The 18,764-nt window shown below is 74.1% G+C and carries 2 protein-coding genes; both read right to left on the reverse strand.

Going from position 1 to position 18,764, the window contains the following annotated elements:
- Window positions 1-20: 20 nt before the first annotated feature.
- Window positions 21-10,451 carry a type I polyketide synthase gene (locus tag ABZZ17_RS13970; protein ID WP_356875502.1) on the reverse strand — a complete coding sequence of 3,477 codons (10,431 nt, stop codon included), beginning with the start codon at window positions 10,449-10,451 and terminating at the stop codon, window positions 21-23.
- 104 nt (window positions 10,452-10,555) lie between these two features.
- Window positions 10,556-18,764, reverse strand: an 8,209-nt coding sequence (locus tag ABZZ17_RS13975; RefSeq protein ID WP_356875504.1) for a type I polyketide synthase, incomplete at its 5' end; no start/stop codon positions are given.

Raw genomic sequence — 18,764 nt, forward strand, 5'->3', positions numbered from 1 at the left:
TACTCCGCACTTCGGGCACGTCAAGAGTTGCTGTTGCTGGTGGTGGTGTCGGCGGGGGCGCCGTCGTCGATGCCTCCGTCGTCGATGCCGCCGCCGTCGAGGGCGAGGTCGAGGAGGTCCTGGAGGTCCATCGTGTCGATGGACCCGCCGGTGTCGGTGTCTTCCTGACCGGGTCCCGTGGCCGGGGTGTCCGGTCCGGCGAGCCGCAGGAGGGTGTCGAGGAGTCCCGCTTCGCGGATCCGGCCCAGGGGGATGGTGGCGAGGGTCCGGCGCAGTTCCACGTCCTGCGGGTCGGTGTCGAGGTCCGCCGCGTTCGGGCCGGCGGTACCGGCGGCGCCGTCGGGGAAGAGGGCGCGCAGCAGGTGGCGGGTCAGGGCCTGCGGGTTGGGGTAGTCGAAGACGAGGCTGGACGGCAGGCGCAGGCCGACCGCGGCGCCGAGGCGGTTGCGGAGTTCGACCGCGGTCAGTGAGTCGAAGCCCAGGTCCTTGAAGGCCCGGTCCGGTGCGACGGCGTCCGCGGACGGGTGGCCGAGCGCCGTCGCCGCGTGCTCGCGCACGAGGTCGAGGAGCGCGGTGTCCCGGTCGTCCCCGGACAGTGCGGCCAGCCGGCCGAGGACCGCCGCGGACGGGTCCGCGTGCTCTGTGGTGCCGGCGGCCGCGGCCTCCTCGCGGAGGGCGCCGCGTACTTCGGGCAGGTCGGCGATGAGCGGGCGGGGGCGCGCCGCCGTGAACAGCGGTGCGAACCGTGCCCAGTCGACGGAGGCCACGGTCACCGCGGCGTCCCGGCCTGCGAGGGCACGTTCCAGGGCCAGCAGGTTCGTCGCGGGGTCCACGGGCGGCAGTCCGCGCCGGCTGAGCTGCTCCTCCGCGTCGCCCTCGGCGGCCATGCCGCCGTCGGCCCACGGTCCCCAGGCGATCGCCGTGGCGGCGAGCCCGCGGGCCGCGCGGCGTTCCGCGAGCGCGTCGAGGAAGGTGTTCGCGGCGGCGTAGGCCCCTTGGCCGCCGCTGCCCCAGGTGCCGGCGATGGACGAGAAGAGGACGAACGCGTCGAGGGAGTCGGGTGCGTCGAACAGTGCGTCGAGGTGCACGGCCCCGGCGGTCTTGGCGGTGACGACCCGGGCGAAGCCGGGCAGGTCGGCGCCCGTGCCGGGCGGCTGGGAGACGCCCGCGGCGTGCACCACGGCGCGTACCGGGGTGCCGTCGGCCGCCAGGCCCGCGACGAGTGCCTCCAGCGCGTCCCGGTCGGTGACGTCGCAGGCGGCCAGGGTGACGGCCGCGCCGAGCGCTTCGAGTTCCGTACGTGCCTCGGCGGCCCCGGGCGCGTCCGGGCCGCTGCGGCTGACGAGTACGAGGTGCCGTGCGCCGCGTTCGGCGAGGCGCCGGGCGACGTGGCGGCCGAGCGCGCCGGTGCCTCCGGTGATGAGGACCGTGCCGCGCGGGGTCCAGCCGGGTTCGGGGCGGGTGCCGGGCGGGGTGGCGCGTACGAGGCGTCGTACGAGCGTGCCCGCGGGGCGGACGGCGAGCTGGTCCTCGTCGCCGGCGCCGGTGAGGATGCCCGGCAGGCGGGACAGGACGCGTTCGTCGTACGCCTCGGGCAGGTCGACGAGTCCGCCCCATCGGTCGGGGTGCTCCAGGGCGATCACCCGGCCCAGGCCCCATACCTGCGCCTGGGCGGCGCCGCCGAGCGTGTCGGTGGGGACGGCGGCGACGGCGTCGCGGGTGATGCACCACAGGGGTGCCCCGGCGCAGTCGGCCGGCGCGTCCGGGCCGGTGAGTACGGAGGTGAGGGCGGCGGTGAGGGCGAGTCCGGCGGGTACCCCCGGGTGTTCGGGGTGCGGCCGCTCGTCGAGTGCCAGGAGCGACAGGACGCCGGTGACCGGTCCGGTGGCCGTCACGGTGGCCGTCGCGGTGGCCGCTGCTTCGCGCAGCCGTTCGTCCAGGCGGGCGCGCAGGGCGGCCGGGTCGCCGTGGGTGACGTCGAGCGGGAGGGTGAGGAGCCGGGCCCCGGCTTCGCCGAGGCGGTCGGTCACCGTCCGGATCCAGGGGTCCTCCGTGTGCGCGGCGGGTACGGCGACCAGCCAGGTCCCGGTGGCCGTGTTCCCGTCCTGGCCGGACCACGGCTGCCAGGTGACGCGGTAGAGGAGGGAGTCGGCCTGCGTCTGTGCCTGCTGGTCGCGGCGCCATGCGGAGAGTGCGGGCAGGGCGGCGCTGAGCGGCTGGTCCCCGTCGACGGCGAACTCGTCGGCGAGGGCGGCGAGGTCGGCCCGGTCGACGACGTCCCAGAACCGGGCGTCGGTCTCGTTCCCGGTGGCGCCGGCCTCCGTCCCGCCGTCGCGCGCGGCGGCGGGCTCGGGCCAGTAACGCCGGGTCTGGAAGGGGTAGGTGGGCAGGTCGACGCGCTGTGCGCCGGTACCGGCGAAGTGCGCGGCCCAGTCGACGCCGACGCCCTGCGTGTGCGCCCTGCCGAGCGCGGCGATCAGCACCTCGGTTTCGGGACGGCCGGATCGCAGGACCGGTACGAAGGCCGCGCCTTCACCGGTGACGCAGTCCTGGGCGAGTGCGGACAGGACGCCCTCGGGGCCGAGTTCGAGGTAGGTGGTGGCCCCCGCGGCCTCCAGGGCGCGGATGCCGTCGAGGAAGCGGACCGCTTCGCGGACGTGGCGGACCCAGAAGTCCGCCGAACCCATCTCGTCGGAGACCAGGGCCCCGGTCAGGTTCGACACGACCGGAATGCGCGGGGCCTGGTAGGTGAGTTCCTCGGCCACCTTCCGGAAGTCGGCCAGCATTCCGTCCATGTGCGGGGAATGGAACGCGTGACTGACGGCCAGCCGCTTGGTCTTGCGGCCGGGGAAGGACTCCGCGACCGCGGTCACCGCGTCCTCGTCACCCGCGACGACCACCGACCGCGGGCCGTTGACCGCGGCGACGCTCACCCGGTCCGTCAGCAGCGGCAGGACCTCGTCCTCCGACGCCTCCACCGCAACCATCACACCACCGGACGGCAACGCCTGCATCAGCCGACCACGCGCCGCGACCAGCATGCACGCGTCCTCCAGCGAGAACACCCCGGCCACGTGCGCGGCCGCGATCTCACCGATGGAGTGCCCCGACAGGAAGTCCGGCCGCACACCCCACGATTCGAGCAGTCGGAACAGCGCCACCTCGACGGCGAACAGCGCGGGTTGCGCGTACTCCGTCCGGTCCAGCAGACCGGCGTCCGCGCCGAACAGCACTTCCTTCAGGGGCAGTTCGAGTTCCTGGAAGCGTTCGCAGACCGTGTCCAGCGCGGCGGCGAACACCGGGTGCGCCGCGTACAGTTCGCGCCCCATGCCCGGCCGCTGGCTTCCCTGGCCGGTGAAGAGGAACGCCGGCCCCCCACCGGACACCGTCCCGCGGACGACGCCCGTGGGCTGTTCGTCGGCGGCGAGGGCGGCGAGCGCGTGCAGGACGCCCTCGCGGTCGACGGCGGTGAACGCGGCGCGGTGCTCGTGGCCCGCGCGGCCGGTGGCCAGGGAGTAGGCGAGGTCCACGAGGCCGGAGCCGTCCTCGGCGATCACGGCTCGGGCCGCGGGGAGCAGTTGTGCCGCCTGGGCGCGGAGCGCCTGCGGGCTCCGCGCCGACAGGACGTACGGGACGGGTCCCGCGGCCGCGGTCGTCGGCGTCGGCCGGTCCGTGGGCTCCGGGGCCTGCTCGATGATCGTGTGGGCGTTGGTGCCGCTGACGCCGAACGAGGAGATGCCGGCCCGGCGCGGGTGGCGGGTCTCGGGCCACGCCGTGGCCTCCGTCAGCAGGGTGATGTCGCCCGCCGTCCAGTCGACGTGCGGGGTCGGCTCGTCCACGTGCAGGGTCTGCGGAAGCACCCCCTCCCGCATCGCCATGACCATCTTGATGATCCCGGCGACACCGGCAGCGGCCTGCGTGTGACCGATGTTCGACTTCACCGAGCCCAGCAGCAGCGGCCGGTCCTCCGGCCGGTCCTGCCCGTACGTCGCCAGCAGCGCCTGCGCCTCGATCGGGTCCCCGAGCCGGGTCCCCGTACCGTGCGCCTCCACCGCGTCCACCTCGGCGGCCGACAGCCCGGCACTCGCGAGAGCGGCCCGGATGACCCGCTGCTGCGACGGACCGTTCGGAGCCGTCAGACCGTTGCTCGCACCGTCCTGGTTGACCGCCGAACCCCGTACCACCGCCAGCACCGGGTGCCCGTTGCGGCGGGCGTCCGACAGCCGCTCCACGAGCAGCATGCCGACACCCTCGCCCCAGCCCGTACCGTCCGCCGCGCCGGCGAAGGCCTTGCAGCGGCCGTCGGGCGCGAGGCCGCCCTGGTGGCTGAACTCGCTGAACGTCCCGGGTGTGGACATGACGGTCACGCCGCCCGCGAGGGCCATGGTGCACTCGCCCTGCCGCAGTGCCTGGACGGCCCAGTGCAGGGCGACCAGGGACGACGAGCAGGCCGTGTCGACGGTGACCGCCGGGCCCTCCAGGCCCAAGGCGTAGGAGACGCGTCCCGAGACGACGCTGCCCGCGTTGCCGGTCATCACGTGGCCGAGGAGGCCGTCCAGGTCGCCGGACCTTTCCAGCTGGGCGTCGTAGCCGCCGGACGAGGCGCCGACGAAGACGCCGGCCCGGGTGCCGCGCAGCGACGACGGGTCGATGCCCGCCCGTTCGAACGCCTCCCAGGACGTTTCCAGCAGCAGGCGCTGCTGCGGGTCCATGGCGAGGGCCTCGCGGGGTGAGATCCCGAAGAAGTCGGCGTCGAAGGAGTCGGCGTCGTAGAGGAAGCCGCCCTCGAAGGTCCGGTCGCCGTCCTGCCCGGCGTACAGCTCGCCGAGGTCCCAGCCGCGGTTGCCGGGGAGTCCGGCGATCGCGTCGCCTCCGGACTCCACGAGCCGCCACAGTTCGTCGGCGCTGCGGACGCCGCCGGGGTACCGGCAGCTCATGGCGATGATCGCGACGGGGTCGTCGGCGCCGCCCGCGGCCGCCGCGGTGCCGTGCGAGTCCTGCGCTTCCGGCTCGTCGGCTTCACCGAGGAGTTGGGTGCGCAGCTGCCGTGCGAGCGCCGTGGGCGAGGGGTGGTCGAAGACGAGCGTCGTGGCCAGGCGCAGTCCGGTGGCGGTGGCGAGGCGGTTGCGCAGCTCGACGGCGGTCAGGGAGTCGAAGCCGAGGTCCTTGAACGCCTTGGCGGGCTCGACGGGTTCGGCGGAGCTGTGGCCGAGGACGGTGGCGGCCTGCGACCGTACGAGGTCCAGCAGGGTCCGGTCCTGTTCGGGGCGGGTGAGGCCGGTCAGCCGTTCGGCCAGCGGGGTGCCGGCGTCGGCGCGGGTGCGGGCGGTGCGGCGTCCGGCCGGGCCCAGGAGGTCCCGGAACACGGGGGCGACGGGGCCGGGCGCGGCGGCGGCGCGCAGGGCGGCCGGGTTCAGGCGGGCGGGGAGGAGAACGGGCCGGCCGGAGGCCAGCGCCGCGTCGAGCAGGGTCGTGCCGTCGGTGGCGGTGAGGGCGCCCATGCCGTGCTGTTCCATGCGGCGCAGCTGGGTCTCGTCCAGGGCGCCGGTGATGCCGCTGGCGTCGGCCCACAGGCCCCAGGCCAGGGCCGTGGCCGGCAGGCCCTGGTGGTGGCGGTACTGGGCGAGGGCGTCGAGGAAGACGTTGGCGCAGGCGTAGTTGGCCTGGCCGGCCGCGCCGAGGGTGCCGGCGATGGCGGAGAAGAGGACGAACGCCGTGACGGGCAGGTCGCGGGTCAGCTCGTGCAGGTGGAGGGCGGCGACGGCCTTCGGCCGCAGGACGGTGTCCAGGCGTTCGGGGGTGAGGGCGTCGATGACGCCGTCGTCGATGACGCCCGCCGTGTGGACCACGGTGGTGAGGGGGTGCTCGGCGGGGACCGCGGACAGGACGGCGGCCAGGGCGTCGCGGTCGGCGGCGTCGCACGCGGCCCAGGTGACGTCGGCGCCCAACGCGGCCAGTTCGGCGGTGCGTTCGGTGGCTCCCGGCGCGTCCTTGCCGTTCCGGCTGAGGAGCAGCAGGTGGCGTACGCCGTGGGCGGTGACCAGGTGGCGGGCGACGATCCCGGCGAGGGTGCCGGAGCCGCCGGTGATCAGGGCGGTGCCGTTCGCGTCGATGACGGCGGCGCGGGTGCCGTCCGGGCGGGTCGTGCCCGCCTCGGGCAGGAGCCCGTTTCCGGTCGTGCGGGTCCGGCGCAGCCGCGGCACGTGTACGGCTCCGTCGCGCAGCAGCAGTTCCGGCTCCCCGGAGGCGAGGGCCGCCGCGAGGAGGGCCGCCCCGGCCGGATCGGACAGGTCGTGGAGGTCGGCGAGGTCGGCGAGGTCGGCGAGGACGAACCGGCCGGGGTTCTCGGTCTCCGCGGAGCGCACCAGCCCGCGGACGGCGGCGTTCGGCAGGTCTCCGGCGGCTTCGCCGGGCCCGGCCACCGCTCCGTTGGTCACGACGACCAGGCGGGAGGCGTCGAACCGGCTGTCGGCCAGCCAGGCCCGCACCAGGGCGAGCGCCCGCTGCGCGGCCCCGCGCAGGGTGTCCGGTCCGGGCCCGGCGGGCTGCCGGGGGAAGGGGGCCAGGACGTACGCCGGCAGGGGTGCTCCGGCGTCGAGCGCCGCGCCCAGCTCCGCCAGGTCGGCGTAGCGGGCGGCAGGACCGGATCCGGGCGCGCCCAGCACGGCCCATCCGCCGGCGGGCTCGGCCGGGGCTGCGTCGGCGGCCGGCTGGCGCGGCGGCAGCGGGACCCAGTCGAGCTGGAACAGGGCCTCGCGCAGGACGGCTGGTACCGGCTGCGGGGCGGCGGCGGTGCCGGCGGTGTACGGCTGCGGGGCCAGCAGGCCGACGGTGGCCACCGGGTCCCCGAGGTCGTCGGCGAGGTCCAGGGCGAACGTCCCGTCGGCGGCGGGCCGGATGCGGACGCGCAGGGCTCCGGCGCCCACCGCGTGCAGGGCCACGTCCGACCAGACGCTGCCGGGTCCGACACCCGTGCCGTCGGCTTCCGGGGCCGCCAGTGCGAGCGCGGTGTGCGCGGCGGCGTCCAGCAGGGCCGGGTGCAGACCGAAGCCGGCCGCCCCGGGGGCGCTCTCGGGCAGGCGGACCTGCGCGAAGTACTCGCCGTCACGGTGCCAGGCGGCCTCCACGGTACGGAACAGCGGGCCGCGCACCGGGCCGTGGACGTCGTGGGGGACGTCGCCGTCGGCCGGGGTGTAGAGGTGGCCGATGTCGACGGGCTCCGCCCCGGTGGGCGGCCAGGCGGTGAGGTCGGACGGGGCGGCTGGCGTGGCGGGGGCGAGGACGCCCCGGGCGTGGCACGTCCACGCGGTTTCCGCCGCGTCCTCGTCCTCCGGGCGGGCCGACACGGTGAAGGTGTGACGGCCCTGCGCGTCGGGGTCCTCGACGAGCACCTGGACCCGTACGCCTCCCTCGGCGGGCAGCGCGAGCGGTGTGCCGAGGACCAGTTCCTCTACGTGCCCGCAGCCGGCCTGGTCGCCCGCGCGGACGGCGAGTTCGACGAACGCGGCGCCCGGCAGCACGGCCGTACCGGCCACGGTGTGGTCGGCGAGCCAGGGCTGGGTGCGCAGCGAGAGCCGGCCGGTGCACAGCACGCGGCCGGAGCCGGCCAGGGTGAGGGCCGCGCCGAGCAGCGGGTGCGCGGCCGGGTCGAGTCCGGCGACGCGTACGTCACCGGCCCCGTCGGTGGGCTCCAGCCAGTAGCGCTCGTGCTGGAAGGCGTAGGTGGGCAGGTCGACGCGCCGGGCTCCGGTGCCGGAGAAGTACGCCGACCAGTCGACGGTCGCGCCGCGGGTGTGGGCGCGGGCCAGTGCGGAGAGGGCCGTCTCGGGCTCGGGCCGGCCTCCGCGCAGGGCCGGGACGAAGACGGCGTCTTCGCGGGTGACGCAGTCCTGGGCGAGTGCGGACAGGACGCCGTCGGGGCCGAGTTCGACGTACGTGGTCACGCCGGCGGCCTCCAGGGCGCGTACGCCGTCGAGGAAGCGGACGGCCTCCCGGACGTGGCGGACCCAGAACTCCACCGACACCATCTCGTCCGAGACGAGGGCGCCGGTCAGGTTCGACACGACGGGGATGCGCGGGACCTCGTACGTGATCCGCTGTGCCACGCGGCGGAAGGCGTCGAGCATGCCGTCCATGCGGGGCGAGTGGGAGGCGTGGCTGACGGCGAGCCGCTTGGTCTTGCGGCCCTGTGCCGCGAACCGGTCGGCGATCGCGGTCGCGGGTGCCTCGTCGCCCGTGATGACCACGGAACGCGGGCCGTTGACGGCGGCGATGCCCACCCGGTCGGTCAACAGCGGCAGGACCTCGTCCTCCGACGCCTGGACGGCGATCATGGCGCCGCCGGCGGGAAGCTCCTGCATCAGGCGGCCCCGCGCGGCGACCAGCGTGCACGCGTCGTCCAGCGAGAACACCCCGGCCACGTGCGCGGCCGCGATCTCACCGACCGAATGACCGCACAGGAAGTCCGGCCGCAGGCCCCAGCTCTCCATCAGCCGGAACAGGGCGACCTCGATCGCGAACAGGGCCGGCTGGGTGTGGCCCGTACGGTCCAGCGGGTCCGGGTCGTCCCCGAACATGACCTCCTTCAGCGGCAGTTCGAGAAGCGGGTCCAGGCGTTCGCACACGGCGTCGAGCGCGGCGGCGAACACCGGCTGGGTCGCGTACAGTTCACGCCCCATACCGGGGCGCTGGCTGCCCTGGCCGGTGAACAGGAACGCGGTCCTGCCCTCGGCCACGGTGTCCGTGACCAGGTGTGCGGACTCCTCCCCGGAGGCGAGCGCGGCGAGGGCGGTGTCGAGGTCGGCGTCGGTGCGTCCCAGGAGCACCGCGCGGTGTTCCAGCGCGGCCCGGGTGGTGGCGAGCGAGTGCCCGAGGTCCAGGGCCGAGGCCTGGGCGGCCCCTCCGGCTCGGGCGGCGATCAGCCGGGCTGCCTGGGCGCGCAGCGCGGCGGCGCTCCGGCCCGACAGCGTCCAGGGCAGCACGGCGGGCCGGACGGCCTCCGCCGGCCCCGCGTTCCCCGCCGCACCGGCACCGGCACGGCCGGCTTCGGCGTCACCGTCACCGTCGCCGTCCGGGGCCTGTTCGAGGATGGTGTGCGCGTTGGTGCCGCTCACGCCGAACGCGGAGACGGCCGCGCGGCGCGGTGCCCCGGTCTCCGGCCACGCCATGGGCTCCGTGAGCAGCGACACGGCTCCGCCCGACCAGTCGACGTCGGGGGTCGGCTCGTCGACGTGGAGGGTCTGCGGAAGCACCCCGTGGCGCATCGCCATGACCATCTTGATGATCCCGGCGACGCCGGCGGCGGCCTGGGTGTGCCCGATGTTCGACTTGAGGGATCCCAGACGGAGCGGTCGGCCGGCCGGCCGGTCCTGCCCGTACGTGGCGAGCAGCGCCTGCGCCTCGATGGGGTCCCCGAGCCGGGTGCCGGTGCCGTGGGCCTCGACGGCGTCGACCTCGGCGGCCGAGAGCCGGGCGCTCTCCAGCGCCTGGCGGATGACACGCTGCTGGGCGGGCCCGTTGGGGGCGGTCAGGCCGTTGCTGGCGCCGTCCTGGTTGACGGCGGAGCCGCGGACGACGGCGAGGACGGGGTGGCCGTTGCGGCGGGCGTCCGAGAGGCGCTCCACCAGCAGGACGCCGACGCCCTCGGACCAGCCGGTGCCGTCGGCGGCCGCCGCGAAGGACTTGCAGCGCCCGTCGGCGGCGAGGCCGCGCTGGCGGCTGAACTCGACGAACACGTCGGGGCTGGGCATCACGCACACGCCGCCGACCAGGGCGAGCGAGCACTCGCGCTGGCGCAGCGCCTGGGTGGCCCAGTGCAGGGCGACGAGGGAGGAGGAGCAGGCCGTGTCGACGGTGGCGGCGGGCCCTTCCAGACCGAGGGCGTAGCTGACCCGGCCGGACAGCACGCTCGTCGCACCACCCGTCAGCAGCAGCCCTTCGAGGCCTTCGGGGACCTCCCGCAGGTCGGCCCCGTACCCCATGGCGCCCGCGCCGATGTACACCCCGGTGCGGCTGCCGCGCACGGAGGCCGGATCGATGCCGGCCCGTTCGAACACCTCCCACGAGGTTTCCAGGATCTGGCGCTGCTGCGGGTCCATGGCGAGGGCTTCGCGCGGCGATATGCCGAAGAATCCGGGGTCGAAGAGGGTCGCGTCGGTGAGGAATCCGCCGCCGGTGTTGTAGAAGGTGCCCTTGCGGTCGGGGTCGGGGTCGGCGAGGGAGGCGATGTCCCAGCCGCGGTCGGCGGGGAATCCCGTGATGGCGTCACCGCCCTCGGAGACCAGCCGCCACAGGTCCTCGGGCGACCGTACTCCATCGGGGAAACGGCAGCTCATCGCGACGATGGCGATGGGCTCGTGGGCGTCCTCCTCTACCTCCTGGAGGCGGCGGCGGGTCCGCCGCAGCTCCGTGGTCATCCACTTCAGGTTTTCGAGAAGCTTTTCTTCGTTCACGCCGGCCACTGGAACGTCACCTCCTGGAGAAATGCGGAATGCATACGGGAATTCGGGTGGGGAATCAGATCCGGAATCGGATCGGGCATCGGATCGGGCATCAGTCAGGATTTTCCGAATTCGTTGTTGATGATGTCGAAGAGGTCCTCGGCGGACGCCGATTCGATGGCTGTTTCCTCGTCCTGCGGGGCCTGCGCGGCCCGTTCCGTCCTGTTCCAGTTCGCCAGGAGCGCTTCGAGGCGTGCCGTCACGCGGCCGCGTTCGGCGGCATCGTCCTCGGGGACCGACGAGAGGAGGAACTCCAGCTTGTCGATCTCGGCGAGGGCCGGGAGCGCGGGCGCCGCGTCCTCGCCGAGGAGTTCCGCCCGGACGTGTGCGGCGAGGGCGGCGGGCGTGGGGTGGTCGAAGACGAGGCTGGCGGGCAGGCGCAGTCCCGTGGCGGAGCCGAGGCGGGTGCGGAGTTCGACGGCGGTGAGGGAGTCGAAGCCCAGCTCCTTGAAGGCACGGCCCGCTTCCACGGTGGTGGCCCCGTCGTGTCCGAGGACCGCGGCGACGTGCGTACGGACCAGGCCGAGCAGGGTCCGTTCGGCCTCGTCGGCGCTCATCCCCCGCAGTTCGGCCGCCAGCCGGTCCGCCGCGCCGGCGATGTCGTCGCCTCCGTCGCCGCCTCGCTGTTCCCCGGCCGACAGGCGGCGTACCTCGGGGAGGTCCGCGATCAGCGGGCGCGGGCGGGCGGCGGTGAAGGCCGGTACAAACAGGTCCCAGTCGACGGCGGCGACCGTCACGGTCGTGTCGTCCGCGTCCAGCGCCTGCTGGAGCGCGGTGACCGACAGCTCGGGTGCCATCACGGGCAGGCCGCGGCGGCGCAGTTGGGCGGCCGCCTCGTCGTCGGCGACGAGACCGCCTCCGCCCCACGGCCCCCAGGCGACGGAGGTCGCCGTCAGGCCGTGGTCGCGGCGCCGCCGGGCCAGCGCGTCGAGGTGGGCGTTGGCCGCGGCGTAGGCGGCCTGGCCGCCGCTGCCCCAGACCCCGGCGATCGACGAGAAGAGGACGAAGGCGTCCAGTTCCGTGTCGCCGAGCAGCTCGTCGAGGTGCTCGGCGCCCGCGACCTTGGCGGCGAGGACGGCGGCGACGTCGTCCGGGCCGGTCTCGGCGAGCGGCGCGAACTGGCCGGCGCCCGCCGTGTGGAAGACGGCGGTCAGGGCCGGAACGGAGGGGTCGTCGCGAAGTCCGGCGAGGATCCGGCCGACGGACTGCCGGTCGGTCACGTCGCAGGCGACGGCCGTGGCCCGCGTTCCGAGCGCGGCGAGCTCCGCGACCAGGGCCTCCGCGCCGGGCGCCAGCGGCCCGCGCCGGCCGGCCAGCAGCAGGTGCTCGGCGCCGTTCGCGGCGAGCCAGCGGGCCACGTGCGCGCCGAGCGCACCCGTACCGCCGGTGACCAGGACGGTGCCGCGGGGCCGCCAGGGAGCACGCTCCGCCGCCGCGCCGCTTCCGGCGGTGGCGGCCGGGGCGGCGGCGTGCCCGATCCGGCGGACGAGGATTCCCGCGGAACGCACCGCGATCTGGTCCTCGTAGCCGTGCCCGGTTCCGTGCCCGGTTCCGTCTTCGGTTCCGCCGAGTGCGGCGAGCAGTTGGTCGAGCGCGCGCCCGTCCACGGTGGCGGGCAGGTCGACGAGACCGCCCCAGCGCTCGGGGTGCTCCAGGGCCACCACCCGTCCGAGTCCCCAGACCTGCGCCTGCGCGGCACTCCGGATCCGGTCGCCGGGCCCGGTCGCCACGGCTCCGGCGGTCACGCACCACAGCGGCGCGTCGACGTCGGCGTCACCGAGGGCCTGTACGAGGGTCCCGGTGAGCAGCAGCCCGGCCGGGGCGGCCGGATGCGCCGGGTGCGGAGCCTCGGCGAGCGCCAGCAGCGACAGCACGCCGTCGGCGCGGTCCTCGCCGAGCGCCGTACGCAGCCGCTCCGCCAGGTCGGCCCGGCCGGTCGTGGCCGCGTCCAGGACGACCTCCCGTACGTCCACGCCCTGCACCCGGAGCGCGTCCGCGATCCCGGGGATGCCGGGGACGTCGAGGTCGGCGCTCGCGGCGGTGACCAGGAGCCAGGTCCCGGAGGGACGGGTGGCGGCGGCCGGGCCGGCCGGCTGCTTCCAGGTGACCTCGTAGCGCCAGCCGTCGACGACCGACCGGTCCGCGCGCTGCCGCCGCCAGGCGGACAGCGCCGGCAGCAGGGCGCTCAGCGGCTGGTCGGCGTCGATCTCCAGGGTGGCGGTGAGGGCGGCGAGGTCCGCGTTGTCGACGGCGTCCCAGAACGGGGCGTCCACCGCGTCGGCGTGCCCGGCGACCGACTGTGTCGCGTCCGCGGCCGGACGGGGCGCCTCCTCCAGCCAGTAGCGCTTGCGCTGGAAGGCGTACGTCGGCAGGTCGACGCGCCGGGCGCCGGTACCGGCGAAGTACGCGGCCCAGTCGACGCCGACGCCCTGCGTGTGCGCCCTGCCGAGCGCGGCGATCAGCACCTCGGCCTCGGGACGGCCCTTGCGGAGCAGGGGCACGAAAGCGGCACCTTCGCCGGTGACGCAGTCCTGCGCGAGCGCGGACAGGACCCCGTCGGGGCCGAGTTCGACGTACGTCGTCACTCCGGCGGCCTCCAGGGCGCGGATCCCGTCGAGGAAGCGGACCGCCTCGCGGACGTGCCGGACCCAGAAGTCCGCCGAACCCATTTCGTCGGAGACGAGCGCACCGGTCAGGTTCGACACGACCGGAATCCGCGGGGCCTGGTAGGTGAGTTCCTCGGCCACCTTCCGGAAGTCGGCCAGCATGCCGTCCATGTGCGGGGAATGGAACGCGTGACTGACCGTCAGCCGCTTGGTCTTGCGGCCCTGCACCTCGAAGAACTCCGCGACCGTCACCGCGGCGTCCTCGTCGCCCGCGACGACCACCGATCGCGGGCCGTTGACGGCGGCGATGCTCACCCGGTCCGTCAGCAGCGGCAGGACCTCGTCCTCCGACGCCTCCACCGCGACCATCACACCACCGGACGGCAACGCCTGCATCAGCCGACCACGCGCCGCAACCAGCGTGCAGGCGTCGTCCAGAGACAGCACCCCGGCGACGTGTGCGGCGGCGATCTCACCGATGGAATGCCCGGACAGGAAGTCCGGCGTCACGCCCCATGACTCGACCAGGCGGAACAGGGCCACCTCGACGGCGAACAGGGCCGGCTGCGTGTAGGCCGTCTCGTTCAGTGAATCCACGTCGGATCCGAACAGCACGTCCCTCAGCGGCAGTTCGAGTAGGAAATCCATCCGGGCGCAGATCGCGTCCAGCGCGTCCGTGAACGCCGGGTGGGTGTCGTACAGTTCGCGGCCCATTCCGAGACGCTGGCTGCCCTGCCCGGTGAACAGGAAGGCCAGCCCGCCGACAGACGCCCTGCCCTGCGCCACCCCTGGAACCTGCTGACCGGCGGCCAGGGCTTCCAGAGCGGCCAGGAACTCGTCCCGTTCGCCCGTGACGACCACGGCCCGGTGTTCGAGGGCCGACCTTGAGGTGGCCAACGAGTAGGCGATGTCGGCGGGTTCGAGCGCCTCGTCGGCGGCGAGCCTGGCCGTCAGGCGTTCGGCCTGTACCCGCAGGGCAGTCTCGTTCTTCGCGGACAGTACCCACGGGACGACGACACCGCCGCGCCGCTCCGGTACCACGTCTGCGACGTCCGGTGCCTGCTCGATGATCGTGTGGGCGTTGGTACCACTGAAACCGAACGAGGAGATGCCCGCCCGGCGCGGACGGCCGGTCTCCGGCCAGGCACGCTGCTCGGTCAGCAGGGCGATCTCCCCCGCCGACCAGTCCACGTGCGGGGTCGGCTCATCCACGTGGAGCGTCTGCGGAAGCACCCCCTCCCGCATCGCCATCACCATCTTGATCACGCCGGCCACACCGGCAGCGGCCTGGGTGTGACCGATGTTCGACTTGACGGACCCGAGGAACAGCGGCTGGTCGGCCGGCCGGTCCTGGCCGTACGTGGCCAACAGCGCCTGCGCCTCGATCGGGTCGCCCAGGGTCGTGCCCGTGCCGTGGGCTTCGACGGCGTCGACCTCGGCGGCCGACAGTCCGGCACTGGCGAGAGCGGCCCGGATGACGCGCTGCTGCGAGGGCCCGTTGGGGGCGGTGAGCCCGTTGCTCGCACCGTCCTGGTTGATCGCCGAGCCGCGGACGACGGCGAGGACCGGGTGTCCGTTGCGGCGGGCGTCCGACAGCCGCTCCACGAGCAGCATGCCGACCCCCTCACCCCAGCCGGTGCCGTCCGCGCCGGCCGCGAAGGCCTTGATCCGGCCGTCCTCCGCCAGACCCCGCTGACGGCTGAAGTCGATGAACGCCCCGGGCGACGACATGACGGTCACGCCACCGGCGAGGGCCATGGAGCACTCCCCATTGCGCAGCGCCTGGACGGCCCAGTGCAGCGCGACCAGGGACGCGGAGCAGGCCGTGTCGACGGTGACGGCCGGACCTTCCAGTCCGAACGCGTAGGAGAGGCGCCCGGACACGACGCTCGCCGCGTTCCCCGTACCGAGGAACCCCTCGATGCCGTCCGGAACGGCCTGGAGCATGGCTCCGTAGTCCTGGCCGTTGGTGCCGATGAAGACGCCTGCCTGACTGCCGCGCACGGTGGCGGGATCGATGCCCGCCCGCTCGAACGCCTCCCAGGTGGTCTCCAGCAACAGCCGCTGCTGCGGGTCCATCGCCAGGGCCTCGCGCGGCGAGATCCCGAAGAAGTCGGCGTCGAAGTCCGCCACGTCGTAGAGGAAACCGCCCTCGCGGGCGTAGAAGGTGCCCTGCCGGTCCGGGTCCGCGCTGTAGAGACGACCCAGATCCCAGCCGCGGTCGACGGGGAAGGCACCGATGGCGTCGCCGCCGGTGGCCAGCAGCTGCCAGAGGTCCTCCGGGGTCCGTACCCCGCCGGGGAAGCGGCAGCTCATCGCGACGATCGCGATCGGGTCACCGTCGACCGCCGTCGTCACCGGGCCCGTGACCTCAGCCCGCGTGCCGAGCAGTTCATCACGCAGATACGCGGTAAGAGCGGAGGCCGTCGGATAGTCGAAGATCAACGTGGCCGGCAGGGTCACGCCCGTGGCCGCACCCAGCCGGTTGCGCAGCTCCACCGCGGTCAGCGAGTCGAACCCCAGCTCCTTGAACGCACGCTCCGCACCCACCGCCTCCGAACCGTCATGCCCCAGGACCGCCGCAACGTGCGCACGCACCAGAGCGAGCAGCTCCCGCTCCAGCTCCGCCGCACCAAGACCGGCCAGCCGCCCCACCGGCGACCCGGCAACCTCAACACCAGCAGCCGGAACAGCCAGCCCGGACTCGACCACCTCAGCGAACAGAACACTGGGACGCACCACCGTGAAGGCCGGCCCGAAACGCCCCCAGTCCACGTCCGCGACCAGCACCGCCGCATCGGTAGCCGAAGCCACACTCTGCCGCAGAACAGCCATCGCCGTATCGGGAGCCATCGGCGGCAGACCCTCACGCCGCATCCGCGCGTCCATCGCCTCATCAGCGGCCATGCCGCCCTCGGCCCACGGACCCCACGCGAGCGAGGTCGCGGCCAGCCCGGCGGCACGCCGCTGCTCAGCCAGAGCATCCAGATAGGCGTTGGCCGCGGCGTAGTTGGCCTGACCGGCCGCACCGACCATGCCACTCATCGACGAGAACAACACGAACGCGGAGAGCTCGATACCCAGCTCGACGGTCAGCTCGTGCAGGTTAAGGGCGGACGTCGCCTTCGCCCGCAGCACACTCTCGAACCGCTCGGGCGTCAGCGCGTCGAGGACGCCGTCGTCCAGTACACCAGCCGTGTGCACGACCGCCGTGAGCGCGGTGGCCTCGGCGGCGAGCAGCGTCCGCAGGGCATCACGGTCGGCGGCGTCACAGGCGACGACCGACACCTCCACGCCGAGCTCCGACAGTTCCGCGACCAGCTCGGCAGCACCAGGAGCATCAGCGCCCCGGCGGCTGGTCAGCACCAGCCGCTCGGCGCCCGCTCCGGCCAGCCAACGCGCGACCCGCCCACCGAGAGCACCCGTACCACCGGTCACCAGCACGGTCCCGGACGGCGCCCAGGAGCCGGAACCGCCGGCAGCCCGGACCAGACGACGCCCGAAGATCCCGGAGGAACGAACCGCGACCTGATCCTCACCGGAACCGCCGGCCAGGACCCCGACCAGACGGCCCATGGCCCGCTCGTCCCACACCTCGGGCAGGTCCACCAGACCACCCCACCGGCCGGGAGCCTCGAGAGCCGCAACCCGACCCAGGCCCCACACCTGAGCCTGCACCGCAGACACCAGACGGTCGGACCGGCCCACGCTCACCGCACCACGGGTCAGGCACCACAGCGGCGCCTCCACCCCGGCATCGCCAACCGCCTGCACCAGTGCCACTGTCAGGTCGACCGCAGCGGCTTCGTCCAGTGCGAGAAGGGACACAACCCCCTCGACGGGGGCCGCTTCCGTCACCAGCTCAGTCAGCGCGGCACGATCCGTACCCGGCTCGACCACCGTCCTCCGAACCTCGGCGCCACGCCCGGCCAGCGCGTCCACGACCGCCGCGTCATCCACACCCGCGGCAGACACGACCAGCCACGCCCCGGACAGCCGTACACCGGACGCGACCGCATCCGACAGCGGCTTCCACGACACCTGGTAGCGCCAGGCATCGACCTCGGACCGGGTCCGCAGACCACGGCGCCACGCCGACAGAGCGGGCAGGGCCGGCAGGACCGTGCCCCAGGCGTTCTCGTCGTCCATGTCCAGGGTGGCCGCGAGCGACTCCAGGTCCTCGCGCTCCACCGCGTCCCAGAAGCGGGAGTCCACCTCGTCGGCGGCGCCGGTTCGCGTCGTACCCGCCATCTGGAGCCAGTAGCGCTGCCGCTGGAAGGCGTACGTCGGCAGCTCCACCCGCCCGGCACCCGAACCGGCGCAGAGCCCCTGCCAGTTCACCTCCACACCCCGCACATGTGCCAGGGCCACAGCGGTGACGGCCGTCTCCGCTTCACCGCGACCAGCGCGCAGCACCGGCACGAAGGCGGCGTCCTGCTCGATGCAGTCCTGTGCGAGCGCGGACAGCACGCCGTCCGGCCCGAGTTCGAGGAACGTCCTCACTCCGGCTGCCTCCAGGGCCCGCACACCGTCAAGGAAGCGGACAGCTTCGCGGACGTGGCGGACCCAGAAGTCCGCCGAGCCCATCTCGTCGGAGACGAGCGCACCGGTCAGGTTCGACACCACCGGAACGACCGGGGCCGCGAAGGACAGCCCCTCGGCCACCTGACGGAAGTCGTCCAGCATCCCGTCCATGTGCGGCGAATGGAACGCGTGGCTCACGGTCAGCCGCTTGCTCTTGCGGTCCGCGAACGCTTCCGCGACCGCGGTCACCGCGTCCTCGTCACCGGCGATCACCACCGACGTGGGCCCATTGATCGCGGCGATGCTCACCCGGTCGGTCAGCAACGGCAGGACCTCGTCCTCCGAAGCCTGCACGGCGACCATCACCCCGCCCACCGGCAGAGCCTGCATGAGTCGGCCGCGCGCCGCCACCAGCGTGCACGCGTCCTCCAGCGTGAGCACACCCGCGACGTGCGCGGCCGTGATCTCGCCGATGGAGTGCCCCGACAGGAAGTCCGGCTTCACACCCCATGACTCGACCAGCCGGAACAGCGCCACCTCCACCGCGAACAACGCCGGCTGCGCGTACTCCGTCCGATTCAGCAGCTCGGCATCGTCTCCGAACGGCACGTCCTTCAACGGCAGTTCCATGCGCTCGCACACCGCGTCCAAGGCGGCCGCGAACACCGGGTAGGCGTCGTACAGTTCACGCCCCATCCCCAGCCGCTGACTCCCCTGCCCCGTGAACAGGAATGCCGTCTTCCCACCGACCGGCGAACCCTTGGTCAGCGTGGTCGTCGTCCCGCCGTCCGCCAGCGCGGCCAGGCCCGCCAGCAGACCCTCACGGTCCGCGGCCACCACGGCCGCACGCTCCTCGAACGTCGAACGGCCGGTCGCCAAGGACCACGCGACGTCGACCGCCCGCAGGTCCGGCGCCGACAGCACAGCCGACCGGAGCTCACGCGCCTGCGCCCGAAGGGCGTCTTCACCCTTCGCCGAAAGCACCCAGGGCACCACCGGCAACTGCCCGGCCGGCGCCTGCTCAGCGCTCACATCCACGGCCGGCGGCTGCTCGATGATCGTGTGCGCGTTCGTCCCGCTGATACCGAAGGACGAGACACCCGCCCGTCGCGGACGCCCGGTCTCCGGCCAGTCC

The sequence above is a fragment of the Streptomyces sp. NPDC006512 genome, assembly GCF_040611935.1.
In the GTDB taxonomy this organism is placed as follows: Bacteria; Actinomycetota; Actinomycetes; order Streptomycetales; family Streptomycetaceae; genus Streptomyces.